This is a genomic window from Oceanicaulis sp. (genome assembly GCA_040112665.1).
Classification (GTDB): domain Bacteria; phylum Pseudomonadota; class Alphaproteobacteria; order Caulobacterales; family Maricaulaceae; genus Oceanicaulis.
On record CP157796.1, the window covers coordinates 1,525,403 to 1,549,898 of the forward strand.

The following is a 24,496-nucleotide window of genomic DNA, read 5'->3' on the forward strand; positions in this document are numbered from 1 at the left end:
TTCCATGACTTCTCTTCTGCTTGCGGGCGCGGCTGCGCTCGCCCTCGACGCTGCTGTCCAGGCGGACGCTCCTGACGCCGACCCGCGCTGGGTCGACGTGATCCAGGTGACCGGCCGACCCATCGAGACCGGCGCGGTTCGCCCCGAAGACGCTCCGGCGCTCGAGGCCGACGCCGCCGCGCTCGCCGCTCGCCTTCCCGGCGCGGCGCTGATCGACAACGGCGCGCTGTCGGGCCAGCTCCAGCATCGCGGCCTGTTCGGCGCGCGCGTGCCCGCCGCGATCGACGGCGTAAGGCTCGCCTCGGGCGGTCCGAACCTGATGGACCCGCCGCTGCATTATGCGCCGACCCCGCTCGTCGAACGGATCGAATTGACCCGCGGACCGGCCCCGGTGTCTGAAGGCCCGGCGCTGGGTGCGGCGGCGAATGTCGTGCTCAAGTCGATCAGCTATGCCCCGAGTGCGACGCCGGAGGTCTCGGGGTCGTTGACGGCGGTCGCCCGAAGCGTCGATGACAGTTACGGCGTAGGCGCCGTCGCCGGGATCGCGACGGCGCGCCAGCGTCTTCAGATCCTCGCCTCGCGCGAGGAAGGCGGCGATCTCGACACGCCGTACGGCACGCTCGACGGGACCGGACATGAGCGCCTCGTGTACGGCGCGGGTTATACGATCCGGCCCGCCAAGGGGATCGAGGCGCGGCTGGACATGCGCCGTCAGGAAACCGGCGAGACCGGCAATCCGCCGTTTCCGATGGATATCCGATTTTTCGACACCACGATCACCCGCGCCGGCGTCACGGTCGAGCGCGGCGGCTGGACGGTCGATCTGACGGCGCGCCATGGCCGGGTCGATCATGCGATGAACAATTTCACGCTCCGACCTGCGCCGGCGCCGATGCAGCGGAGGGAGACCTTCGCCTCGGCGGAAACCACAGGGTTCGAGGCGGAAGCCGCTTACGCGCTGGCGGATGGAGAGATCCGCTTCGGCGCGGATTTCGAAGCCTCAGACCACGACGTGACGATCACCAATCCGGTGAACCCGGACTTCTTCGTCACTCCGGTCAAGGACGCCGAACTCGCCCGCACGGGCGCGTTCGCAGAATGGGACGGGCGCGCGGGCGGGCTGGAGCTTTATCTCGGCGCCCGCATCGACGCCTATGAGGCCGAGGCGCGCAGCCCGCTGATCGGCCCGGCTCTGCCGATGGGTCCGCGCATGCTGGCGGCGGCCTATACGGCGGCGGACCGGGACTGGGACGCGGTGACTGCGGATGCGCTCGTGCGGGTCGCACGTCCGGTCTCGGATACGACACGCCTGCGCGCCGCGCTCTACAGGAAGTCCCGCGCGCCGGGCTATCTCGAACGCTTCGCCTGGCTGCCCACGCCGGCCAGCGGCGGCCTTGCGGACGGAAACACCTATGTCGGTGATCTCGATCTCGACGTGGAAACCGCAACCGGCTTCGAAGTCGGCGTCGATTGCGCCGGCGCGCGCGCCTATGTCCGCCCCACCGCTTATGTCAGCTGGATCGGCGACTACATCCAGGGCGCGCCGGCCGAGCCGGTCACGCCGGGCGTCGTCGACACCCCGCTTGAAATGGTTTCGGCCATGAACGGCGATCCCACGCCGCTGCGCTTTTCCAATGTCGAGGCGCGGCTTCATGGCTTCGACGCCGATTTCGGCGCCGCGCTTTTCGAGGCCCTGGGCGGGGCCTGGCGGGTGGACGGCGTCATCAGCATCGTCAGGGGCGAGCGGACCGATATAGAGGACAATCTGTACCGGATCGCGCCGGACCGGCTGACCGCGACGCTCAGCCATGAGCGGGCGAGCTGGTCGGCGGGGCTGGAGGTGAGGGCTGTCGCCGAACAGGACCGCGTTTCAGCCTCCAACAGCGAGGCGAAAACGCCCGGCCATGTCGTTCTGGGTCTGGTCGCCTCGGCCGATCTGGGCGCAAGGGCTCAGGTCTCGGCCGGCGTCGACAACCTGCTGGACCAGCCCTACCGCGATCATCTCGGGGGCTATAACCGCAATTCAGGCCTCGGCGTGCCGGTCGGCGAGCGTCTGCCCGGCGCGGGCCGCGGGGGCTGGCTGCGGCTGAGCGCGGCGTTTTAGGCGGGCGGCGCGGCGGCCTTGGCCATTCGGCCGCCGCGCCGTACACTGAGCGTGTGAAATGGCTGTTCGCCGTCCTCGCCGTGCTGGTCCTCGTGGAGGCCGGCGCAGGCTTCTGTCAGACCGCCCATGCGGCCGGTCCGACCCCGCACGCCCAGAGCCATGCCGTTCATGATGAAGCTGCGCCGCCCTGTCATGGGGCGGGGGCTTCCCAAGATGAATCCGACGACGTGCGCCCTGCCATGAACGCCGCCGGTCACGACTGCGGCGGCGGGGCGGCCTGCCTTGATTGCGTGCTTCTGACCGCCACGCTGGGCGATATCCCGCAGGCCCCCGCCGCGCCGGAGCCGGGCCTCGTCCGCGCGTTCGCGCCGGCTTCCGCGCCTGATCTCGTCTACGGCTTCGACCCGCCCCCGCCGAGAGGCTGACGCGCATTCAAACGCGTCAACTCTAACGGCAAGGGACTAATTCCATGCGCAAAATCGCGCTCGCCGCAGCCTGCGTCCTCGCAGGCGCCGCGGCGGCCGAAGCTCGTCCGGTCAGCTACGAAGGCGGCTGGACGGTGATCGGCGAAACCGACCGGGAATCCACTTACGGCCTGGTCCATTACACGCCCCACCATGAATGGTCGGTGGGCTGGCGCACCGAATGGATGCGGGAGTCCGACGTTCTGTTCAACGGCGTTCAGGCGACTCATCTGGTCAAGCGCTGGTTCGCGCCCGACAGCCAGGGCAATCTGTACGCCTCCGCCGGCGCAGGCCTGGCCGAGGGGATCGACGCCAACCCGATGGACGCCGAAGCCGCAGGCTTCATCGGCGTCATGGCCGACTGGGAGACCCGCCGCTGGTTCGTCTCCTACGAGGCGCGCCTGTCGGACATGGGCGCGGGCGGGGACGCTATGCAGGCCGCCCGGCTCGGCGTCGCGCCCTATGTGGGCGATTTCGGCGACCTTCACACCTGGCTCATGGTCGAGATCGACCAGCGGGCCGAGCGCGACGAGCCGGTGGCCGTCACCCCTTTGGTGCGCTTCTTCAAGGGGCCCGTCCTGCTCGAGCTCGGCTACACGCCGGTCGACGACGAACCCTTCGCAAGCTTCATCTACCGTTTCTAGGATCGAGAGGACCTCACCATGATCCGCACGCTTCTCACCGCTTCCGCCCTGTCGCTGGCCCTGTTCGCGCCGGCTTACGCCCAGCACGCCGGTCACGGCGACGACCACGCCCATGAAGGCGAGGCGCACAGCCCGACGCTTCACGCCGACATCGAGGCGGCGCTCGCGCAAGGCGGCTCGCTCGTCCTCGCCGAGGTCAACGGCATGGTCTGCGACTTCTGCGCCACCGCCATGACCAAGACCTTCGGCCGCCGCGACGAAGTCGCCGCCGTCCATGTCGACCTCGACACCAAGCAGCTCCAGCTGGTTCTGCGCGAAGGCATGTCGATGGACGACGAAGCGATCTCCGATCTCGTCACCCGCTCGGGCTACGAGACGGTGGCCATCCGCCGCGGCACGGGGGCGTAAATGTTCGCTTCGGTTCGCGAGACCGCCGCGCCGGCGCTCGCGCTGTTCGCCAGCGCCTCGACGCTGATCTGCTGCGCGCTGCCTGCGCTGCTGGTCACGATCGGGGCGGGGGCGGCGATGGCGGGGCTGGCTTCCAACGTGCCCTGGCTGATCGCGCTCAGCGCCCATAAGGGATGGGTGTTCTCCATCGCCGCGCTGATGCTCGCTGGGGCGTGGTACGCGCGCTGGGCGACGCGCAACGCGCCGTGCCCGGCCGATCCGGCGAAAGCCAAAGCCTGCGCCCGCCTGCGCGCCTTCGGCGGCGTCACGCTGTGGGTGGCGAGCGTCCTGCTCGCGGTGGGGGCGTTCTTCGCCTTCTTCGCCGCAGACCTGCTGCTCTAGACGCATCGCCCCGGCCGGACCCTCCGGCCGGGGCCACGCGCCCTACTGGCTGCAGAAGGCGTCCCAGGTGGTCCAGTAGGTCGCCGACTTCCCGTCCTTGCTCGCCACGATGCCCACCATCGAGGCGCAGTTCGCGTTGCAGCCGATATCGGACGGGCTGCCTGACGCCTGAAGCTCGGTCGGCCCCCAGCCCTTTCCGGACGCGACGACCTTTACGTCGAACTCGCCCGACAGGCCCGGCGTCTGCAGGTGCTGATCGCCGGTCTTGCTCATCTTGCCGGTCCAGTTTCCGTCCTTCTGGGTGAGCGTGATCTCCCAGTCGGTCAGCACGTCGGCGGTGTCGTTGCTGGGCGAGATATAGGCCCAGAACTGTGCGCCTTTCGCAGCGCCCACTTCGAGTTTGCGTGTCTGGCTCATGATGGCTGTCCCCTGTGCCTGGTTTCGCGCAGAAGTTTTGCGTAGGCTGTACGCTATCAGAGGTATACAAACCTGCGTAGTGGCCCCGTAGAGAAATCGCGCAATCGTATTTTCTCTCGAAATCGCAGCGCGCAGCGCTAGCATGCCGCCATGCGCGCACACGCCCTCTCGCTTCTGGCGTTCATGGCCGCCGCCTGCGGCGAACCCGAGCCGCTGGCGCGCGGGGAGGCGGGGCGGGTCTGGTCGGGACACGCCTTTGATCTTGAGACTGCCGAGGGGGTCGTGCCCGTCGTGCTCGCCGGCGTGACGGGCCCGAACCGGGAGCTGCATCCCGAGGCCGCAGACGCTACACGCGGCGCGCTGCTGGACAGGGTCGGGCCCGGCCTCCAGGCGCGGCCGGCCTCTGACCCCGAGACCGACCGCTACGGCCGGATGATCGCGGCGGTGACCACGTCCGACGGCGATCTCGCCGAAAGCCTTGTGCGCGCAGGCTGGCTCATCGTCTGGCCGCGCGAAGGCCAGACCCTCGATTTCGGCCCGCTCTACGCCGCCGAGGCCGACGCGCGGGCGGAGGGGCGGGGCGGCTGGGGCGCGGGGGCGTTCGCGATTTCAGACACCGATCCTGACCGGCTCGCCCAGCGGCTGGACGGGCCGGTGATCGTGCAGGGACGGGTGGTCGCGACGGGAGAGGCGCGCGACGGAAGGGTGTTCGTGAATTTCGGTCTGGACTGGCGCAGCGATTTCACCGCCACCGCCGACCGCAACGCGCGAACGCGCTTCGAAGAGGCCGAAATCGACCTTTACGCGCTCGAAGGCGCGGTGGTGCGGGTGAGGGGTTGGCTCTACGCCTATAACGGGCCGGCGATCGAGCTGTCTCACCCTGCGCAGATCGAGATCCTCGACGCGCCGGACGGGCGGGCCTTGCCGCGCTAGCCTGGACTAGCCCGCCGGGATGAGACCGGCTTCCTCGGGATCGCCGACGGTTTCGGTCAGCGCCTTTTTGAGTTTGCCCAGCGCCTGATGCTCGATCTGGCGCACGCGCTCTTTCGAAATGCCCAGACGTTCGCCGAGCTTCTCCAGCGTCACGGTCTCTTCGGTCAGCCGGCGCTCGCGGATGATCAGCTGCTCGCGCTCGGTCAGCGTCTGCATGGCGGTCTCGAGCCAGGAGCTGCGGGTGTCGGTGTCGCGCCGGTCCATCACGGCGGCCTCGGGATCGGGGCCTTCGTCGGCCAGAAGATCCTGCCACTCGCCGTCGCCGTCCTCGGTGAAGGGGGCGTTGAGCGAGCGGTCGACTGCGGCCAGGCGCGCGGCCATCTGTTCGACATCGTCCTCGCCGACTTTCAGCGCCTGGGCGACATAGGCCCGGTTCTCCGGGCTGAGCGCGCCCGAGCCGACATCGCGAATGAGCGCGCGCAGACGGCGCAGATTGAAGAACAGCGATTTCTGCGCCGCGGTCGTGCCGGTGCGCACGATCGACCAGTTTCTCAGCACATAGTCCTGGATCGAGGACCGGATCCACCAGCTGGCGTAGGTGGAAAAGCGCACGCCGCGTTCGGGCTCGAAGCGCGCGGCGGCCTGCATCAGGCCGATATTGCCTTCCGAGACCAGGTCGGGGAAGGGCAGGCCGTAATGCTTGAACTTGGCGGCCACCGCGACGACCAGGCGCATATAGGCGGTGGTCAGCTTGTGCAGCGCCTGCTCGTCGCCCTCCTCCTTCCAGGCCGTGGCGAGCGCGAGTTCTTCCTCGCGTTCGAGCAATGGGGCGGCCATCGCCCGTTTCAGGAAGCGGCGATCAGGATCTGGCGTGCGGGCGGGCGCGGTTCGCGTGGTCATGTCGGGCGGCCTTCGAGCGGTGGCTGCGTCATGGTTCGTTCATATGTACGGACCATTCGCGCCCCCGGTTCACCCCGGCCCGCCGGTTTGTGCAGCAGCCTTGCGAGCGGCCACGAAAAAGCCCCGCCCGGAGGACCGGACGGGGCTCACATCGTGGGCTGAGGAAAGCGCCGGTCAGGCGGCTTTCTTGGTCAGCGTCTGGGTGAGCATCTCGAGCGCCTTGTCGCGGTCGAGCTTTTCGACCGCGGCGACTTCGCGGACCATGCGGTCGAGCGCGCTTTCATAGAGCTGGCGCTCGGAATAGCTCGGCTCGGGCTGGTCTTCCTGGCGGTGCAGGTCGCGGACCACTTCGGCGATGGAGATCAGGTCGCCGGAATTGATCTTCGCTTCGTATTCCTGGGCGCGGCGCGACCACATGGTGCGCTTGACCTTGGGCTTGCCCTTCAGCGTGTTCAGAGCGTCCTTGAGGATCTTGTCGCTCGCCAACGGCCGCATGCCTGCGGAGCTTGCCTTCGCGGTCGGCACGCGCAGGGTCATCTTGTCCTGCTCGAAGGACACCACGTAGACCTCGATGTCGAAGCCGGCCACGGTGTCTTTCTCCACGCCGGTCACCCGGCCCACGCCGTGGGCGGGATAGACGACATGGTCGCCTTTCTTGAAGGTCTTGTTGTCGTTGGCGGTTTTCTTGGTCATGGATGCTCTCTTCTTATTGATCCGGACGCCGGTCCGATTGAGCCTGTCCGTTTCGCGCCCCTGAGCCGCCGGGCCGCCGCGAAGTCCGCGCTGCGTCCGGCACGCAAAAACCTGAACCGCACCCTTGCGGGGCGGCCGAACAGGGGTTTTGATGCCGGTCAGTTCAAAGCGGTGCGTCGTCCCGGATGGTGCGCGAGGCGCGTAACCGAAGACCTTCAACATATCAGAATTTTTAGCGAATTGCAATTTGTTGCGCGCGCGAAGACGCTCAGCGTCCGGAACGTGGTTCCGAAAACTGTAACATTATGTAAAAATTAGGTTAACGGCCTCAGCCGGCTTTCGGGGAGAAATACTTCTCGAGCTTGCCGGTCTCGGTCTCGTACTTCTCGGCGTCCGGCGGCGGGTCCTTCTTGACCGTGATGTTCGGCCATTTGGTCGCATACTCGGAATTGAGCGCCAGCCACTTGCCGTCCTTGTCGTCCTCGGTGTCGGGCTTGATCGCCTCGACCGGGCACTCGGGCTCGCACACGCCGCAATCGATGCACTCGTCGGGATGGATGACGAGCATGTTCTCGCCTTCGTAGAAGCAGTCCACGGGACAGACTTCCACGCAGTCGGTGAACTTACATTTGATGCAGGCGTCGGTGACGATGTAGGTCATCGAGGGAGCGGCCTCGCGGATACGGACGACGTCGAGCGGATTGAGTTTGCGGGAGATTGCCTCCCGCGCCCGGTTTGTCAACGCCGCCGGTGCGCCCGCGTGTGAACTCGGCCTGTCAGCCGGTCTGCGCGCCGCCCTCGGCCGCCTGACGCGCCTCGGCGCGCTCGCGGTCCGACAGCGCCAGGAGCGGTGAGAGCCGGCGCAGCAGCGAATCCTCGTGATCGTCGCGTACGCCGTCGGCCAGGGCGACCATCCACAGATGGGTCATCACCGCCATCCGGTTCGCCTTGGGCATCCGTTTGACGACCTTGGTGTAGCTGTGATGGTCGACCGCGCCGTGGGCGATCTCCTCGGCCTGGTTCAGCACCGCGTCGGCGCGGGCCTGTTCGAGGCGGAAGCCTTCTTTGAGGATCAGGCAGATCTTCTCGCGCTCGGCCTGGGAAAACTCCCCGTCGGCCAGCGCGGCCTGCACCATCAGCACGGCGGCGGCGACTTCCGGAGCCGGGTCGGCGGGCTCGGCCTTGTCAGACCCGCCGCCGGTGAACAGGCGCTTGAGCGCGTCGATCATCACTCTTCCTTTTCTTCGGCCGTCTCGAGGACGTACAGGGTCCGCGCCTCGGCGGGCGGGCCGCGGCGTGCGCCCAGGGCCGTCACCCCGATGCGCACGAGCCGTCCGGATCTGACATACACCAGCCGGTCGCCAGGGCGAACCGGCGCGCTCGCTTTGGTCAAACGCGAGACTGCGCCTGCACGCTCCAGTCGCACCGCGCCGCCTTCGATGAACCGTCCGGCGCCCGAGCGCGACTTGAAGAGCCTCGCGCGGAACAGCCAGACGTCGGCGCGCTGGGTCTCTTCGCTCACGCGCGCGCCTTTCTCATGAGGCGTCAGGTCCGGGCTTGCGCCTGCGGCGGCGCTTTTTCTTCGCAGGCGCTTGGGCGGTCTGGGGCTTTGCAGAGGCTGCAGTCGTCGCAGCCTCGGGCTTGCGACGCTGTTTCGGTTTGCGGCGCTGAGGCGCAGGACCTCGGGCGACGGGCAGCTCGGCGAGGATGGCGAAGGGCGTGTCGGCCGGGGCGGGCGCGGGCGCGGGCTCCTCACGCTGTTTCAGCGATCTCGCGCGCCCGGCCCAGAGCTCGGCCTCGGCGGTTTCACCTTCGCCGGAGCCCTTGCGGACGCGGCGATAGCCTAGCGCCTTGAGGATCAGGCGCAGCTCCTCGTTGGTCGCGCCCAGAAGGCTCGTCATCGCCGGGCTGGGCGTGAAGGCATGCTTGTGGGCGGGATCGCGCGCCTCGCGGATCGTGTCGGCGAGGCGTTCGAGCATGTCCAGGCGCACCGCCCGCGGCCCGCAGCGCTGAAAGCCCGCTGCGCCGTAATCGGCCTCGCCGCGGCGCGGCTCGACCTCGAGGCTCGTCAGGCCCGGCGGGGGCAGAAGCGCGGCGGACGGATCGCCGGCATGGGCGGCTTTCAGAAGCGAAGACAGCCGCGCCGCTTTCGGTTTGAGCAGCGCCGGCATGAACACCGCGTGCTCGCCGATGCGCACGCCGGCGCGGCGCAGCTGGCGGCGCTCGTTTCCAGACAGCTGGGCGAGGTCGGCGGCCAGCGCGCTTCTCGGCGCGGCGCCGTAGCCTTCCACCAGCCGGTAGCCGATTCCGCGCGCCAGCCCGTCCAGGCCCGATCCCCCCGAAACCATGGCGCGCAGCTTCAGAAGCGGGCTCAGCGCCTCTTCGGCCCGGCTCGCCACGAAGCGTTCGAGCCGGCGTTCGGCGCGGGCCACCGCTTCGCCTGCGCCGAGCTCGCCGCCGACCAGCGTGACCGCCGGCGCGAACGGGTCGGGCCCTGCGGCGATGCGGCCGATCCTCTCGTCCTTCCAGTAGAGCACGCCCGCTTCGTCGAGCGACAGGTCGGCGTCCTCGGCTTTGGCGAGGCGTCCCAGGCGCCGGTTCACCTCGGGCCGGACCGCCTTCATCGCGGCGTTGGCGACAGCGCGGCGGGCCAGCGGGCCGCCTTCAGTGTCCGCGTGGAAGCTCAGCCCGGTCAGCCGGCCCACGTAATGACCCTCGACCGTCACCTCGCCCTTGCCGTCGAGCCCGGCTTCGAGATCGGTCTTCTCGCGCAGACCCTTCATCAGCGCGCTGGTGCGCCGGTCGATGAAGCGCGCGGTCAGCTGTTCGTGCAGCGCGTCGGAAAGCTGGTCCTCCACCTCGCGGGTGCGCCCCTGCCAGTAGGCCGGATCGCGCGTCCAGTCGCCGCGATGGGCGGCGTAGGCCCAGGTGCGCACATAGGCGAGGCGCTGGCTGAGCGCGTCGACATCGCCGGAGGTCTTCGCCAGCCGGTCGATCTGGGCCTCCAGCCAGGCGTCGGGCAGCTTGCCGGCCTTGGAGGTGAGATGGCCGAACAGCGTCTTCACCAGCCGGGCGTGGTCGTCGATCGTGGTCTTCCTGAAGTCCGGCGTGCGGCACACGTCCCAGAAGCGCGCCAGCCCGGCGCGGCTCTTGAGCTGGTCTTTCAGCTCCGGATCGCGCGCGCAGATGTCCAGCACCTCCTCGTCGACGGCGTGACGCACGCGTTCGAGCGCAGGGTCGGGCGGGGGCGTGTTCAGGCTGACGCGCAGGGCGTGAAGGCTCGACAGGTCGAGATCGGAATTGCGCCAGATCAGCCTGGTGACCGGATCGAACTCATGGTTCTCGATCCGGTCGATCACGTCGGGATCGGGCGCGCGCGCATCGGCGGTGATCCCGAACGTGCCGTCGGACCGGAAGCGCCCGGCGCGGCCGGCGATCTGGCCGATCTCCTGGGGATGCAGGCGGCGGCGCTTGCGGCCGTCGAATTTCGACAGCGAGGCGAAGGCGACATGGTCGACATCCATGTTCAGCCCCATGCCGATCGCGTCGGTGGCGATGAGGAAATCCACCTCGCCGGACTGGTAGAGCTCGACCTGGGCGTTCCGCGTGCGCGGGCTGAGCGCACCCATCACCACCGCCGCGCCGCCGCGCTGGCGGCGGACCAGTTCGGCGATCGAGTAGACGTCCTCGGCGGAAAACGCGACGACCGCGGTCCGGCGCGGCAGCTTGGAGAGCTTTTTCGAGCCCGCGTAGGTCAGGACCGAGAAACGCTCGCGCTCCTCGATCTCGGCCTCTGGGACCAGCCGGCGCAAAAGGGGACGCATGGTCGACGCGCCCATGAACATCGTCTCTTCGGTCCCGCGCGCATGCAGCAGCCTGTTGGTGAAGACGTGGCCGCGATCGGGATCGGCGCAGAGCTGGATCTCGTCCACGCCCACGAAGGCGGGGCGCAGCTCCATCGGCATGGCTTCGACCGTGCACAGGAAGTACCGCGCCGTGGGCGGGCGGATCTTTTCCTCGCCGGTGATCAGGGCGACCGCGTGCGCGCCCTTCACCTTGACCACCCGGTCGTAGAGCTCGCGGGCGAGCAGGCGCAGGGGCAGGCCCATCACGCCCGATCCGCGCGCCATCATCCGCTCGAGAGCGAGATGGGTCTTGCCGGTGTTGGTCGGGCCGAGCACCGCGGTGATCTTCGCAGCGCCCGGTCTGGGGCTCGTCATGGCTCCGCCCTCGGCGATCTCACCGATCAAGATAGGGCGGGCGCGCGCCGGTTATAAGCGGCGCGCGCCGCTTATGCACAGTCACTCGCTCGGCGGCGCGCCCAGCGTGATGCGGTTGGCCGTGACGTTGATGTTGCCGATCCGCGTGCTCGCGCGGAAACGCACCGGCACGTACACGTCGTCGATCGGCGCGAGCCAGATATGCACCGGCGTGTTCTGCTCTTCTTGGTCGGGCCGGTCGCCGTCGTCATAGCCGCTGATCGGCTCGACATAGGCCCGGCAGCGGATCGCCTCGCCCTGCCAGGCCCGGGTGCGGACCTCGTCCGTGCCGGCGTTTTCAAAGCGCAGATCGTATCGCGCCTTGCCGTCGAACACCGGAAGGCGGCCGCTGCACGGCTCGTCGCGGTCGCCGGGCATGGCCAGGGTCAGACCCAGCATGACCGAGATCGGATCGAGCGCGCCCTGGCGCTCTTCGTCGGACGCGGGCGGCTCGCCCATCGACCCGAAGGGCGGGTTGATGTCGGGCACGGCGCGGCCGTCGGGAAAGTCGATGCCGACCACGCGCCCCTTTTCCGAGGCGTAGTTGATGTGCTCGTACCGGTAGGGCGCGAGGCCCTCGGCGTTGCGGTAGCCGATCGAGGTCGCCACGATGTCGGTGTCGTCGAACCAGCGCAGAAGGCCCGCGCTCTGAAAGCTCGCGCGGGCGGCGTAGTCCGCGTCGCCGAAGCGGGCCGACAGCGACACGTTGGCCACCTGAAGAAAATAGACCGAGCCCGAATAGCTCACCGAAAGCCCTTCGGGCGGGGTCACGGCAGGGCCGTCATCGAGCAGCTGGGCGTTCGCAGCGGGGCCGGCGGCGATCATCAGCGCGGCGGCGGCGAGGCCGGAAAGTCTGAGTGCGTGCGTCATCAAGCAGGCGTATCCGTTTATTGCGGTCCGGCCTGATATGGGACGAGCGGACCGGGCGGCGCAAGCCGGGCGCCGCGAAACCGGGCCTATGATGTATGAAACGCACTTGAGACCGCGATAAGGCGGCTTCATGACCATGCGCCTTGACGCGGGTGCGGGCCTCCGGTAGATCGCCCGCTCCCGCGCCGCACCGTGTATCGATGCGGTCGCGCCGATATTGAAGACGTCCGTATTCACGACGCACGAAAACAGGTGGAAGCCATGTCGCGCCGCTGCGAACTGACGGGCACCGGCCCGGTCTCGGGTCACAACGTGTCCCACGCCAACAACAAGACGAAGCGCCGCTTCCTGCCGAATCTGTGCCAGGTCACCCTGGCGTCGGAGACCCTGGGGCGGTCGTTCAAATTCCGCATAGCCGCGCGCGCCCTGCGCAGCGTGGACCATGTCGGCGGTCTCGACGCCTTCCTTCTGAAGGCCCGCAACGAGAACCTCTCGCCGGCCGCGCTGAAGCTCAAGCGCGAGATCAAGAAGGCCCAGACCGAAGCCGCCGCGTAACGCGCCGCTTCGATCGCCGGAACGAAAAACGCCCGCCGGATCCCGGCGGGCGTTTTGTTTTGGCCGGCGCAGGGGCCTAGCTGCAATCGGCCCCGCCCATCTGGGCCTGCATGTAGCGCTCCTCGCCGACCTTCTCGATCAGGCCTAGCTGGGTCTCCAGGAAGTCGATATGCTCTTCCTCGGAGGCGAGGATCTTGTCGAAGATCTGCCGGGAGACGTAATCGCCGACGCTTTCGCAATAGGCGATCGCTTCCTTGTAGATCGGGTGTGCGCGCCGTTCGGCCTCGAGATCGAGCTCCAGGCATTCCTTCAGCGTCTCGCCGATCAGCACCTTGCCGAGGTCCTGCACGTTGGGCAGGCCTTCGAGAAACAGGATGCGCTCGATCAGCGCATCGGCGTGCTTCATCTCGTCGATGGATTCCTCGTATTCGATCTTCGCGATACGATGGAAGCCCCAGTCGCGGAACATGCGGGCGTGCAGGAAGTACTGGTTGACGGTGGTCAGCTCGAGCTTGAGCGCCTTGTTCAGATGCTCGATGACCTTCGGATCGCCCTTCATCGCAGGCCCTTTCTGTTCGGTTCGTCCTTCAGACTTAGCCGCGACCGACCGCCCCGCCAAGCGCACCGGGCCGGTTATCTTCGCAAGCGCGACGCGTTCGCGGCCCGCCGGGCGGAACGCGGCGCAATATGGAGCGTTCGAGCCTCATGCCCCGTGATCACGCCACGCCTGAATCCGCTCTGCCGCCCGCGCTCGCCCGCGCGCGCGGCTGGGCGAGATTGCTCGACGACCGGTTCGAGATCGCCGGCTTCCGCTTCGGCTTCGACGGCATACTGGGCCTCATCCCCGGCGTCGGCGGGCTCGTCACGCTCGCCGGCGGGATCGTCATGCTGACGAGCGCGCACGAGCTCGGCCTGTCCACCGGGGTGAAGCTGAGAATCGCCGGCTACACCGCGCTGGACGCGATCATCGGCGCGGTGCCGCTCATCGGTGACGTGTTCGACTTCGTCTTCAAGGCTCACAAGAAGAGCCTGAACACGATCGAAAAGGCGCTCGCCAGGCAGGCGGGCCGCTAGCCGGCTGCGGCCGGAGCGGCGACCGAAGCGCCGATCATCTTGGCGGCCTCTTCAAAGCAGCGGCCGCATTTGGGCTTCGCGCCGCAGGCCTTGAACACGCCGGGCACGTCGCTTACGCCTTTCTCGGCGGCGGCTTTGACGTCGCGGCAGCGGATGACGTTGCAGACACAGACGATCATGGGCGGGCGTTCCGGTGGTTGGCGGCGCGCGCTGCGATCAGGCGCATCCGCAAATCATTCTCAGAAACTCATATCGCTCTGCTGCGAACGATTGTCAATCGCGCACGGCGCCGGTGCGGCGCCGGGGCGCACCCGCGCCACCCTCCCGGCGCCGTCTCACCCTTTCCGGGCCGCATCGGCGGCCTAGAACTTCTCCCTGACGCCGCGCCAGCGACCTTGGGCGCGCTTGCACGCCCTGCGCCTTTCATGGTGCAATGCAATAAAGTCCGGACAAATAAGACAGGCCGACCGGGCCGGCGAGCCGACGGTGAGGAGACCGCCCGTGCTCAAATTCATCCATGTCGACCAGCGCTATCCCGACAAGCGGGCCCCCGAGGACCGCAAGCGCGATTTCGGCGAGATCTACGCCCCGTTCGATCCCGAGCGCGGCGAGGATCAGGCTGCGCGCTGCTCGCAGTGCGGCGTGCCGTTCTGCCAGACCGGCTGCCCGCTTCAAAACGACATTCCCGACTGGCTGATGCTGGCCGCCGAAGGGCGCATGGAGGAAGCCTACGAGCGCTCCAGCGCGACCTCGACCATGCCCGAAGTGTGCGGCCGCATCTGCCCGCAGGACCGGTTGTGCGAAGGCGCCTGCGTGATCGAACAATCCGGCCACGGCTCGGTGACCATCGGCTCGGTGGAAAGCCACATCACCGAGACCGCATGGAAGGAAGGCTGGGTGAAGCCGATCCGCCCGAAGGCGGAAACCGGGTTCTCTGTCGGCATCATCGGCGCAGGGCCGGCGGGGCTCAGCGCGGCCGAACGCCTGCGCGAGAAGGGCCACGCCGTCACCGTCTACGACCGGCACGACCGGGCGGGCGGGCTTCTGGTCTACGGCATCCCGAACTTCAAGCTCGACAAGACGGTGGTGACGCGCCGGGTGGAGCGGCTGGAAGAAAGCGGCGTGTCGTTCGTCCTGAACTTCGAGGTCGGCAAGGACGCCACGCTTGAAGAGCTGCAGTTCAAGCATGACGCGGTCTATATCGCCGCGGGCGCCTATGCGGCCCGGGCCCTGACCTGCCCTGGCGGGGGCGGGCGCGGCCTGGTCCCGGCGCTGGAATACCTCACCGCCTCGAACCGCCGCGGCTTCGGCGAGGAGGTCGCCGATAACGGCCGGCTGGACGCGAAAGGAAAGCGCGTGGTCGTGATCGGCGGCGGGGACACGGCGATGGACTGCGTGCGCACCGCGATCCGTCAGGGCGCGGACACCGTCGCCTGCCTGTACCGCCGCGACCGGGCGAACATGCCCGGCAGCGCGCGCGAGGTCGTCCACGCCGAGGAAGAAGGCGTCTCGTTCGAATGGCTCTCCGCGCCCGCCGCCATACTGGGCGATGCGGAGACGGCCACCGGCGTGCGCGTTCAGAAGATGGCGCTGGGCGCGCCTGACGCCACCGGCCGCAGAAAGCCCGTGCCTCAGCCCGGCGAGGAGCAGGACTACGCCGCGGACATGGTCGTCGCGGCCCTGGGCTTCGAGCCTGAGAACTTTCCTCAAGCCTTCACTGCGGAGGCGCTGGAGATGAACGCGCGCGGCACGCTGCGCGTCACCGAAGGCTGCCGCACCTCGATCCCCGGCGTCTACGCCGGCGGCGACGCGGTGCGCGGCGCCTCGCTGGTGGTCTGGGCGATCAAGGACGGCCAGGACGCGGCGAAGACCATCCACGCCGATCTGATGGCGAAAGCCGAAGCCGGGCGCCAGGCCGCGCTCGCGGAGCCCGCCGAATGAGCGATTATCTCACCCGCTACCACACCGAACGCCAGCGCCTGATCGAGGGCGGCGCCTACGATCCCGAGAGCGAGCGCGACGCCTGCGGCGTCGGGCTGGTCGCCGACGTCGAGGGCCGGGCGCGGCGCGAAACCGTCCAGCTCGCCATCGACGCGCTGAAGGCCGTCTGGCATCGCGGGGCGGTGGACGCGGACGGGCGCACCGGCGACGGGGCGGGGCTCAGGGTCGGCATCCCCAAGGCGTTCTTCGAAGCCCAGGTCGAGCGCACCGGCCACGCGCCCGAGGAGGGCACGCTGGGCGTGGGCATGGTCTTCCTGCCGCGCACCGATTTCGCCGCCCAGGAGCGCGGCCGCGCGATCGTGGAGACCGAGGTGCTGCGCGCGGGCATGCGGCTTTACGGCTGGCGGCAGGTGCCGATCGATCCCTCCTGCCTGGGCGACAAGGCTGCCGCGACCCGGCCCGCGATCGAGCAGATTCTGTTCTGCGACCCCAAGAAGCGCTCCTCGGACGCGCTGGAAAGGGCGCTCTATCTCACCCGCCGACGGATCGAATCCCGCGCCCGTGAAGACGCCGTGCCGAGCTTCTATGTCTGCTCTCTGAGCGCCCGGGACGTCGTCTACAAGGGCATGTTCCTGGCCGAGGCGATCGACGTTTTCTATCCCGACCTTCGCGACGAGCGCTTCGTGTCGCCGTTCGCGATGTTCCACCAGCGCTATTCCACCAACACCTTCCCCGAGTGGAAGCTGGCCCAGCCCTTCCGCATGCTCGCCCATAACGGCGAGATCAACACGCTCAAGGGCAATCGCAACTGGATGAAGAGCCATGAGATCCTCATGGCCTCCAAGGCCTTCCGGGACGCCGAGGACGCGGTCAAACCGGTGATCAGCCCCGGCGCGTCGGACTCTGCCGCGCTCGACGAGGTGTTCGAGATCCTCGTGCGCGCGGGCCGCTCCGCGCCCATGGCCAAGACCCTGCTCATCCCAGAAGCCTGGTCGAAACGCGCCGACATCATGCCGGCGGCCTGGCGCGGGCTTTACGAGTACTGCAACTCGGTGATGGAGCCCTGGGACGGGCCCGCCGCGGTGGTCGCCTGCGACGGGCGCTGGGCGATCGCGGGGCTCGATAGGAACGGGCTGAGGCCGCTGCGCTGGTCGCTGTCGGATGACGGGCTGCTGGCGGTCGGCTCGGAGACCGGCATGGCCGAGATCGACCCCGAGCGCGTGACCGAGCGCGGCGCGGTGCAGCCGGGCCGGATGATCGGCGTGGATCTTCAGGGCGGCGGCTTCCGGCGCGAGACCGAGATGCTCGATCTTCTGGCCGAGAAGCACCCCTATGAGAGCTGGCTGAAGAACGTCCGGGAGGTCGAGTCCGACATCGGTCCCGGTCCCGAAGACCCGATCTATGACGAGCCCGAACGCCTGCGCCGTCAGGCCGCGGCGGGACTGTCGCTCGAGGAGATCGAGCTCATCCTTTCGCCCATGGCCGAGAGCGGCAAGGAAGCGGTCGGCTCGATGGGCGACGACAGCCCGCTGGCGGTGCTGTCGAACCGCTACCGGCCGGTCTATCACTATTTCCGGCAGAACTTCTCCCAGGTCACCAACCCGCCCATCGACCCCTTGCGCGAAGGCCGGGTGATGAGCCTGAAGACCCGGTTCAAGAACCTGGGCAACATCCTGGCTGAGGACGAGACCCAGACCAACGTCTTCGTGCTGGAAAGCCCGGTCCTGACCAACGGCATGTACGACCGGCTGATCACGCTTCTGGGCGAGCGGGTGGCGTTCCTGGACGCGACCTTCCCCGCCGAGGAAGCGAAGGGTTCTGGCGGCGGGCTGATGCGCGCGCTCGACCGGTTGCGCACCGACGCGGCCGAGGCTGTGCGCTCGGGCGCCGAGCATCTGGTCCTCACCGACGAGGCGCAGGGGCCCGAGCGCTGCGCGGTGCCCATGGCGCTGGCGGTCGGCGCCGTGCACGCGCACCTGACCCGCAAAGGCCTGCGCACCTACACCTCGCTGAACGCACGCGCCGCGGACGTGACCGACGCGCACGGCCTCGCCGTTCTGATCGGGCTGGGGGCCACCACGGTGAACCCCTATATCGCGTTCGAGACGGTGGCGGCGCGCGCCAAGGGCGGTCTCAAGGGCCTCGATCCCGGAACCAAGGCGGCGAACATGCAGGCCGCCTTCGAGGCGGGCCTTCTGAAAATCATGTCCAAGATGGGCATCTCCGTCGTCAGCTCGTATCGCGGCGGGTGCAATTTCGAGGTGCTCGGCCTCTCCCGCGCCGTGGCGAGCGAGTATCTGGGCGGGGTCACCAGCCGGATCTCGGGCATCGGCCTGTCCGGGCTCGAACAGAAGCTCTCCGAGCTGCACGCCTGGGCGTGGAGTTCGCCCGACGCCGTCAGGCTGCCCATCGGCGGGTTCTACCGCCAGCGCGCCTCCGGCGAAGCCCATGCGGTGGAGGCCCGGTCCGTCGCCGCCCTGCAAAAGGCCGTGCGCGAGGAGAATTACGCCTCGTTTCAGGAGTATGTCCGCCTGCAATCGCGCGAAGAGACGCCGATCCAGCTGCGCGACCTTCTGGAGCCGCGCCCGCTGGGCCCGAAGATCGACGTCTCCAAATGCGAAAGCGTCAACGAGATCCGCCAGCGCTTCGTCACGCCGGGCATGAGTCTCGGCGCGCTGAGCCCTGAAGCGCACGGCGCGCTGAACGTTGCGATGAACCGGATCGGCGCGAAATCCGTCTCCGGCGAAGGCGGCGAGGACCGGGCGCGCTACAAGCCGCTGCCCTCGGGCGACAACATGAACTCCGCGGTCAAGCAGGTCGCTTCGGGCCGGTTCGGCGTGACCGCGGAGTATCTCAACCAGTGCCGCGAGATCGAGATCAAGGTCGCCCAGGGCGCCAAGCCCGGCGAGGGCGGCCAGCTGCCCGGCTTCAAGGTGACCGAGTTCATCGCCAAGCTGCGTCACGCCACGCCCGGCACCACGCTGATCAGCCCGCCGCCGCATCACGACATCTACTCGATCGAGGATCTCGCCCAGCTCATCTATGACCTGAAACAGATCAATCCCGACGCCCGGGTCTGCGTAAAGCTGGTCGCGGCAGAAGGCGTGGGCGCGGTGGCCGCGGGCGTGGCCAAGGCGCACGCCGACGTCATCCTCATCTCGGGCAATGTCGGAGGCACGGGCGCGAGCCCGCAAACCTCGATCAAGTTCGCCGGCGCGCCTCTGGAACTCGGCCTGTCCGAAGCCCATCAGGTGCTCTCACTGAACGGGCTGCGTGAGCGGGTGACGCTGCGCGCGGACGGGGGCATCCGCACCGGCCGGGACGTGGTGATCGCGGCCATGCTGGGCGCGGAGGAGTTCGGCATCGGCACGACGAGCCTCATCGCGCTGGGCTGCCTCATGGTCCGGCAATGCCATTCGAACACCTGTCCGGTGGGCGTGTGCACCCAGGACGACGATCTCAGGAAGCGCTTCACCGGGCTCGCCGACCATGTGGTGAACCTGATGACTTTCATCGCCCGCGACACCCGGGAAATCCTCGCCAAGCTCGGCGCGTCGAGCCTCGAGGAGATCATCGGGCGGGCCGATCTGCTCGATCAAGTCAGCCGCGGCGCGTCCCATCTCGACGATCTCGACCTCAACCCGCTTCTGGTCCGTGTCGACCCGCAGGCGCGTCCGCCGCGCTCCACCCGCAAGCAGCGCAACGCCGTCGCGCCGAGCCTGGACGAGCAGATCCTCAAGGACGCCTCGGCGGTGTTCACCCGGCGCGAGAAGATGCAGCTGGTCTATGACGTCAGGAACGTCGACCGGGCGGTGGGCACGCGCACCAGTTCCGAGATCGTCCGCCAGTTCGGCGCGGACGGGCTCGAGGAAGGCCAGCTCACCCTGCGCCTTCGCGGCAGCGCGGGCCAGTCGCTCGGCGCGTTCGCCGCGCGCGGGCTCAGGATCGAGCTCGAGGGCGACGCCAACGACTATGTGGGCAAGGGGCTCTCTGGCGCGACGATCGCGATCCGTCCCTTCGGCGGCTGCAAGCGCCATGCGCCGGGCGACGTGATCATCGGCAACACCGTGCTCTACGGCGCGACCTCGGGCCGGCTCTTCGCCGCGGGCGGGGCGGGCCAGCGCTTCGCGGTCCGAAACTCCGGCGCGGACGTCGTGGTCGAGGGCTGCGGGGCGAACGGGTGCGAGTACATGACCGGCGGAACGGCGGTGATCCTGGGCAAGGTCGGCGACAATTTCGCAGCCGGCATGACCGGCGGCGAAGCCTTCGTGCTCGACGAGGACGGACGGCTCGAACCCCGGCTCAACACCGACAGCGTGTTCGTCACCGAGGTGAGCGGGGAGGCCGAAGCCCGGCTTCTGGCGATGATCGAATCCCACCGCGAAGCCACCGGCAGCCTTCACGCCGCGGCGATCCTCAACGACTGGGACCGCCGCAAGGCGCAGTTCCGCCATGTCGTCCCGTTCGAGCCTGCGAAGATCGAAGCGGGCGGGCAGAAACGGGCCTGACGGTTCAGCGCCCGAATCATCCTGATCGCGCTAAGCTCGCCCCATGACCCGTCGCAGCGTCACCCTGTCCGGCCAGCAGGTCGATTTCACCGTCGCGCGGTCGAGGCGCCGGCGCACGATCGGGCTGAAGGTCGCCGAGGAGGGGCTGGTCATCACGCTGCCCTCCTCGCTCGGCCTGCACCACGCCGAGCGGGCCGTTCGCGAGAAGGAAGCCTGGGTGCTCGACAGGCTGGAGCGGGCCAGGGCGCGCGCCCGGCCGAAGCTTCAGGGTCTGGACGGCGAGGAGATCGGCTGGCTTGGCGGCACGCTCACCCTGTGCGTGACCACGCACGACCGGGCGCGCACGATCGTCGAGCGCGGACCGGATCGGCTGGAAGTCCGCGTCGATGCGCGCCTCGACGACGCGATGACGGCGGCCACGGTGATCCGCGCGCTGCAGCGCTGGAGAAAAGACGAGGCGCTCAAGCTGATGACCCCGAAGGTCGAGCGCTACGCTGAGGCGCTGGGCGCGAAACGCCCCAGGGTCATGGTGCGCGAGCAGGAGAGCCGCTGGGGCAGCTGCGCGTCGGACGGCTCGATCCGCATGAACGCCAGGCTCGTTCATTTCGACGAAGCGCTGATCGATTATGTCTGCGCGCACGAGGCCTGCCATCTTCTGGTGATGGACCACTCGCCGCGCTTTCATGCGCTGATGGACAAGCTCATGCCCGACTGCAAGCGCCGCCGCCGGGCCCTGCGCGACGCCGTCGCGCCGGGCGTAGCCTTCTAGCGCGCTCCCACTCATGAATTCCCGGCCGGACCCCGGACCTGATCCGGGGGAGGGCCGGGACCTTCCTCAGAACGAGGCGCTTGCTTCTGAAAGAGGTCCCGTACTCGCGGCCTTCGAGCGAGAGATCAGGTTCAGACGAACAAAAAAATCCCGGCGCGCCGGAGGCGGCCGGGATTTTCCTCAAGCCTTGAGAGGCTGAACGCCTAGCGGACCTCGACCGGTTCGCCGTCGGCGGTCACGCGGGTCTCGATGATCTCGGCGGCTTCTGCGAAGGCGGTCTCAGTGTCCTTCGCGCCGAAGAACACGGCCTGGCCTTCGCTGAGCACCGGACCGTAAAGCAGGGTGCCGTCCGCGTCGTCCTCGGTGGTGAAGGCGTCGGCCAGCATGATCTCGTTCCACGCCTCGCGCACGTCCGCCCAGAAGTCCGCCGTCGCGGTCCAGTAGGCTTCCGCCGCGTCGTCACCGGCGAGATCGGTGCGGGTGTAGGTGTTGATGCCGTGCTCGCGGACGATCTCGCGCGGGGTGTCTTCACGCAGCACGACCTTCGCGTTGTCCTGCTCGTGGGTCCAGCCCCAGCTCAGGATGGTGTGGCGGTTCACCGCCTCGATCGCGTCGTAGTCGTCACGCACGGTGGCGTCGCGGCGCGGCAGCGGGCGGTAGGTCGCTTCAGGTTCCCAGGTCGAGGCGCCCGGCGCGTGCTCCCACCGGGCGATGCCGGCGTAGCGCGGGGAATCGTCGACCTGATAGACGGTCTGCGCCCAGGCGCCGGCCGCGTCCTCGGCGCTCACCGGGTCCATCGTCCAGCGATTGAAGCCCTGATAGGCCATCAGACGGCTCGGCTCGTAGGCCCAGTCCTGGCGCCAGTGCTTGATCACCATCGGCTCGTCTTCAGGGCCGACCAGCAGAAGATGCTGCAGCGAGATGAAGTCGCCTTCGTCCGCGATCACGTAGACCACTTCGCGCGCGGGGGTGACCTTGGGCTCCTTCAGCTCATAGCCCGCCTCGATCGGCAGGTATTCGGTGAAGTCGAAGGTCACGGCGTATTCGCCGGCCATGGCCAGGATCGCCTGACGGTCGGCTTCGAACTGCGCCGGATCGACGGGCGCGGCCGGGGCGGCGGCCGCAGCCGGCGCAGCGGCGGTCTGGGTCGAACTGGTCGTGGCGCAGGCGCCGAGCGCGAGTGCGGCGGCGCTGACGGCGATGAGCTTTGAAACGGTGGTCATCGGTTCTGGTCCCTTGCGGCGCGAATGCGCCGGCGTCTTCTGTCCTGGTTTCCCCGGGCCGGGCCGCCGGTTGCGGCGCGGCCGATCATGGCGATGTGATATTGCGAACGATTCCGACTTGCAATCGCAAAACTGAGCGTTCTATACGTCGCGCAAACGCGAACCATTTGCAAGAGGGAGTTCCGGGACGTGTCGTCGCAGGGAAACTTTGGAAGCCGAATGAAATCCGCGCTCGTCATGAGCGCGAGCCTCGCCGCGCTCGCCGCAGCGCCGGCCTTCGCCAAAACCGCCGTTGACGCTGCGGCGGCGGACACCGAGACGAGCGATGTCATCGTGGTGACCGCCACCAGGACCGCGCTGTCGAATTTCGACTATCCGGGCCTGACCAGCGCCATCGTGCTGGAAAATCTCGAACAGGAGCGGCCGACCGATCTGGCCGGCCTGCTCGAGGACGTACCCGGCCTCGAAGTCGCCGGCGGTCCGCGCCGCACCGGCCAGACGCTCAACCTGCGCGGCTTCGGGCGTGAGAGCGTGACGCTTCTGGTCGACGGCGCGCGTCAGAACTTCGCCTCCGCCCATGACGGCGTGCTTTTCCTCGATCCTTCGCTTCTGGGCCGGGTGGAGACGGTGCGCGGCTCGGCCGGCGCGCTTTACGGCTCCGGCGCGGCGGGCGGCGTGATCGCGTTCGAGACGCTGGAAGCCGACGATCTTCTGCGCGAGGACGAGACCTTCGGTGCGCGCGCCTCTCTGGGCTATCGCTCAGTCAACGAGGAAACCCGCGGCTCCGGCGCGGTGTTCGGCGAAGCCGGCGCGTTCGAGGGGATCGCCGCGCTTTCGGTGCGCCGCTCGGGCGACATCGCGCTGGGTTCGGGCACGGATCTGCCGTCCGAAGACGAGGTCGTGTCCGGACTGCTCGCCGGCGAGTGGGACGTCACCGACGCGCTTGAGATCGAGGCGGGCTGGCTCAGCTTCCGCAACGAGGCGCGCGAGCCCAATAACGGGCAGGGCAATGAGACGGTCGGCGGGCTCAACCCGCTGGTCGACAAGGACGTGATCTATGACAGCCTGCGCCTGACCGCCGCCTTCGATCCCGACAGCGCGCTCGTCGATTTGCAGGCCACGGTCTATCGCAATGTCGGCGAGGTCGACGAGGTCGATCCGGCCATCAACCGCTTCATCGAACGCGATCTGGAGACCGACGGGATCCGGCTCGAGAACCGGGCGGTGTTCGCGCTGTTCGGCAACGAAGCGGCGCTGGTCTCCGGCGCGGAATGGTATCGCGACGAGCAGATCGGGTTCGACTCCGCCACCATCGACAACCGCCGCGGCGGCGTGCCTTCGGGCGAGACCGAGTTCACCGGCGCCTGGCTGCAGCTCGAAACCCGTTTCGATCTCGGCGAGGCCGGCGAACTGATCGTCCTGCCCGGCGTGCGCTTCGACAGCTTCGAGACGAGTTCGGACGTCGCGGCGTCGAACTCCGACGACGCGGTCAGCCCGCGCATCGCGGCGACCTGGGCGCTCGATGACGGGGTGCGCCTGTTCGCCAGCTGGTCGGAGGCCTTCCGTGCGCCCTCGCTCAACGAGCTCTACATCACCGACACGCACTTCTCTCTGCCGCACCCGGTGCTGGGCCCGCCCACCTTCATCACCAACGAATTCATCGCCAACCCCGACCTGCGGCCTGAACACACCGAGACGTTCGAGATCGGCGCCGGCTTCATCGAGGAGGGCGTGTTCGCCGCCGACGACCGGTTCGAGATCAAGGGCGCGTACTTCAACACGACGGCTGAAGATCTCATCGATCTCGGCGTGAACTTCGCCTTGTCGCCGACCTGCTTCGCGCCGCCCTTCTTCTCGCCGTGTTCGGCGGGGACGAGCTTCTCGACCAACCGCGCGGAAGCCACGCTGGAAGGCTTCGAGATCGCGGCGGCCTACACCTACGGCCCCCTGCGGCTCGACGCGGCTCTCTTCGAGGTCGACGGCGAGGACGAAGCCACCGGCGATCCGCTCGGCGCGCTGCAGCCGCGCATGGGCCATGTCCGGGCTCGCTATGAGGTCAATCCGCAGCTTACGCTCGGCGGACGGCTCGGCTTTGCGAGCGAATTCAACAAGACCACCGATCCGGCGGCGGAACGCGACGGCTACGCCGTGCTCGACCTCTATGCGGGGTGGAAGCCCTTCACCAGCGAGCGCGTCCGCATCGATGTCGGCGTGGATAACGTGCTCGACGAGGACTATGAGCGCGTCTTCGCCGGCGTGTCCGAGCCGGGCCGGTCGTTCCGCATCGACCTGACTTGGACGGGCGGCTGGTAGGGTCCGCCGCCGCTGAAACAAAAGCCCCTCCCGCGGCCTG

23 protein-coding genes are annotated in these 24,496 nt (G+C 68.4%); 12 read left to right on the forward strand and 11 right to left on the reverse strand.

Features of this window, described 5'->3' with window-relative positions; all coding sequences use genetic code 11:
- Window positions 1-4: 4 nt before the first annotated feature.
- The 5 genes from ABL308_07275 to ABL308_07295 are packed head-to-tail and all read left to right on the forward strand — an operon-like array spanning window position 5 to window position 4,001.
- Window positions 5-2,104: a TonB-dependent receptor gene (locus tag ABL308_07275; GenBank protein ID XBQ17675.1), complete on the forward strand. Its 2,100-nt coding sequence runs from the start codon at window positions 5-7 to the stop codon at window positions 2,102-2,104.
- A 53-nt stretch (window positions 2,105-2,157) separates the two neighbouring features.
- Window positions 2,158-2,529, forward strand: coding sequence for a hypothetical protein (locus ABL308_07280; GenBank protein XBQ17676.1), 372 nt, complete (start codon window positions 2,158-2,160; stop codon window positions 2,527-2,529).
- Window positions 2,530-2,573: 44 nt separating this feature from the next.
- Window positions 2,574-3,212 carry a hypothetical protein gene (locus ABL308_07285; GenBank protein XBQ17677.1) on the forward strand — a complete coding sequence of 213 codons (639 nt, stop codon included), beginning with the start codon at window positions 2,574-2,576 and terminating at the stop codon, window positions 3,210-3,212.
- Window positions 3,213-3,230: 18 nt separating this feature from the next.
- Window positions 3,231-3,620, forward strand: coding sequence for a heavy-metal-associated domain-containing protein (locus ABL308_07290; protein ID XBQ17678.1), 390 nt, complete (start codon window positions 3,231-3,233; stop codon window positions 3,618-3,620).
- Window positions 3,621-4,001, forward strand: coding sequence for a hypothetical protein (locus ABL308_07295; GenBank protein ID XBQ17679.1), 381 nt, complete (start codon window positions 3,621-3,623; stop codon window positions 3,999-4,001).
- Window positions 4,002-4,043: 42 nt separating this feature from the next.
- Here the strand turns inward: ABL308_07295 and ABL308_07300 are convergent, their stop codons facing one another.
- Window positions 4,044-4,418 carry a hypothetical protein gene (locus ABL308_07300; protein XBQ17680.1) on the reverse strand — a complete coding sequence of 125 codons (375 nt, stop codon included), beginning with the start codon at window positions 4,416-4,418 and terminating at the stop codon, window positions 4,044-4,046.
- 150 nt (window positions 4,419-4,568) lie between these two features.
- On the opposite strand from ABL308_07300, the gene ABL308_07305 reads away from it, so the two are divergent.
- Window positions 4,569-5,351, forward strand: coding sequence for a hypothetical protein (locus ABL308_07305; protein XBQ17681.1), 783 nt, complete (start codon window positions 4,569-4,571; stop codon window positions 5,349-5,351).
- Window positions 5,352-5,357: 6 nt separating this feature from the next.
- Here the strand turns inward: ABL308_07305 and ABL308_07310 are convergent, their stop codons facing one another.
- The 7 genes from ABL308_07310 to ABL308_07340 all read right to left on the reverse strand — a co-directional run bounded on the left by ABL308_07310 (window position 5,358) and on the right by ABL308_07340 (window position 12,073).
- Complete coding sequence (locus tag ABL308_07310; GenBank protein ID XBQ17682.1) at window positions 5,358-6,251, reverse strand: RNA polymerase factor sigma-32; 894 nt, start codon at window positions 6,249-6,251, stop codon at window positions 5,358-5,360.
- Window positions 6,252-6,425: 174 nt separating this feature from the next.
- Window positions 6,426-6,944, reverse strand: coding sequence for a CarD family transcriptional regulator (locus tag ABL308_07315; GenBank protein XBQ17683.1), 519 nt, complete (start codon window positions 6,942-6,944; stop codon window positions 6,426-6,428).
- A gap of 328 nt (window positions 6,945-7,272) precedes the next feature.
- A complete protein-coding gene (gene fdxA, locus ABL308_07320) occupies window positions 7,273-7,605 on the reverse strand; it encodes a ferredoxin FdxA (GenBank protein ID XBQ17684.1) in 333 nt (110 codons plus the stop codon).
- Between the two features lie 115 nt (window positions 7,606-7,720).
- Complete coding sequence (locus tag ABL308_07325; protein XBQ17685.1) at window positions 7,721-8,173, reverse strand: TerB family tellurite resistance protein; 453 nt, start codon at window positions 8,171-8,173, stop codon at window positions 7,721-7,723.
- A complete protein-coding gene (locus tag ABL308_07330; GenBank protein ID XBQ17686.1) occupies window positions 8,173-8,466 on the reverse strand; it encodes a S4 domain-containing protein in 294 nt (97 codons plus the stop codon). The genes ABL308_07325 and ABL308_07330 overlap by 1 nt, the downstream gene beginning before the upstream one ends.
- 13 nt (window positions 8,467-8,479) lie before the next feature.
- Window positions 8,480-11,164: a helicase-related protein gene (locus ABL308_07335; protein XBQ17687.1), complete on the reverse strand. Its 2,685-nt coding sequence runs from the start codon at window positions 11,162-11,164 to the stop codon at window positions 8,480-8,482.
- A gap of 81 nt (window positions 11,165-11,245) precedes the next feature.
- Window positions 11,246-12,073: a DUF3108 domain-containing protein gene (locus tag ABL308_07340; GenBank protein ID XBQ17723.1), complete on the reverse strand. Its 828-nt coding sequence runs from the start codon at window positions 12,071-12,073 to the stop codon at window positions 11,246-11,248.
- Between the two features lie 261 nt (window positions 12,074-12,334).
- Here ABL308_07340 and rpmB point away from each other — a divergent pair, with 261 nt between their 5' ends.
- Window positions 12,335-12,628 (forward strand): 50S ribosomal protein L28, encoded by a 294-nt coding sequence (rpmB, locus tag ABL308_07345; GenBank protein ID XBQ17688.1) that lies wholly within the window; start codon window positions 12,335-12,337, stop codon window positions 12,626-12,628.
- A 76-nt stretch (window positions 12,629-12,704) separates the two neighbouring features.
- Here the strand turns inward: rpmB and bfr are convergent, their stop codons facing one another.
- Entirely contained in the window at window positions 12,705-13,187 is a 483-nt protein-coding gene (bfr, locus tag ABL308_07350) for a bacterioferritin (GenBank protein XBQ17689.1), read from the reverse strand.
- Between the two features lie 146 nt (window positions 13,188-13,333).
- Here bfr and ABL308_07355 point away from each other — a divergent pair, with 146 nt between their 5' ends.
- Entirely contained in the window at window positions 13,334-13,702 is a 369-nt protein-coding gene (locus ABL308_07355) for a DUF4112 domain-containing protein (protein ID XBQ17690.1), read from the forward strand.
- On the opposite strand, the gene ABL308_07360 is transcribed toward ABL308_07355, so the two are convergent.
- Window positions 13,699-13,881 (reverse strand): (2Fe-2S)-binding protein, encoded by a 183-nt coding sequence (locus ABL308_07360; protein ID XBQ17691.1) that lies wholly within the window; start codon window positions 13,879-13,881, stop codon window positions 13,699-13,701. The two genes, ABL308_07355 and ABL308_07360, sit on opposite strands and share 4 nt — an antisense overlap.
- Window positions 13,882-14,203: 322 nt before the next feature.
- On the opposite strand from ABL308_07360, the gene ABL308_07365 reads away from it, so the two are divergent.
- Genes ABL308_07365 through ABL308_07375 form a run of 3 tightly spaced genes read left to right on the forward strand, consistent with a single transcriptional unit; the run spans window position 14,204 to window position 20,920 of the window.
- Window positions 14,204-15,643: an NAD(P)-dependent oxidoreductase gene (locus tag ABL308_07365; GenBank protein ID XBQ14783.1), complete on the forward strand. Its 1,440-nt coding sequence runs from the start codon at window positions 14,204-14,206 to the stop codon at window positions 15,641-15,643.
- Window positions 15,640-20,151, forward strand: coding sequence for a glutamate synthase large subunit (gltB, locus tag ABL308_07370; GenBank protein XBQ14784.1), 4,512 nt, complete (start codon window positions 15,640-15,642; stop codon window positions 20,149-20,151). The genes ABL308_07365 and gltB overlap by 4 nt, the downstream gene beginning before the upstream one ends.
- A gap of 43 nt (window positions 20,152-20,194) precedes the next feature.
- The gene (locus ABL308_07375; protein ID XBQ14785.1) at window positions 20,195-20,920 is read left to right on the forward strand and encodes a SprT family zinc-dependent metalloprotease; all 726 of its coding nucleotides are present in this window, start codon (window positions 20,195-20,197) and stop codon (window positions 20,918-20,920) included.
- Between the two features lie 203 nt (window positions 20,921-21,123).
- Here the strand turns inward: ABL308_07375 and ABL308_07380 are convergent, their stop codons facing one another.
- Window positions 21,124-22,143, reverse strand: coding sequence for a DUF6607 family protein (locus ABL308_07380; protein ID XBQ14786.1), 1,020 nt, complete (start codon window positions 22,141-22,143; stop codon window positions 21,124-21,126).
- Between the two features lie 219 nt (window positions 22,144-22,362).
- Between ABL308_07380 and ABL308_07385 the strand changes: the two genes are divergently transcribed.
- Window positions 22,363-24,456, forward strand: a complete 2,094-nt coding sequence (locus ABL308_07385) for a TonB-dependent receptor (GenBank protein XBQ14787.1) — start codon at window positions 22,363-22,365, stop codon at window positions 24,454-24,456.
- The last annotated feature ends 40 nt before the right edge of the window (window positions 24,457-24,496 follow it).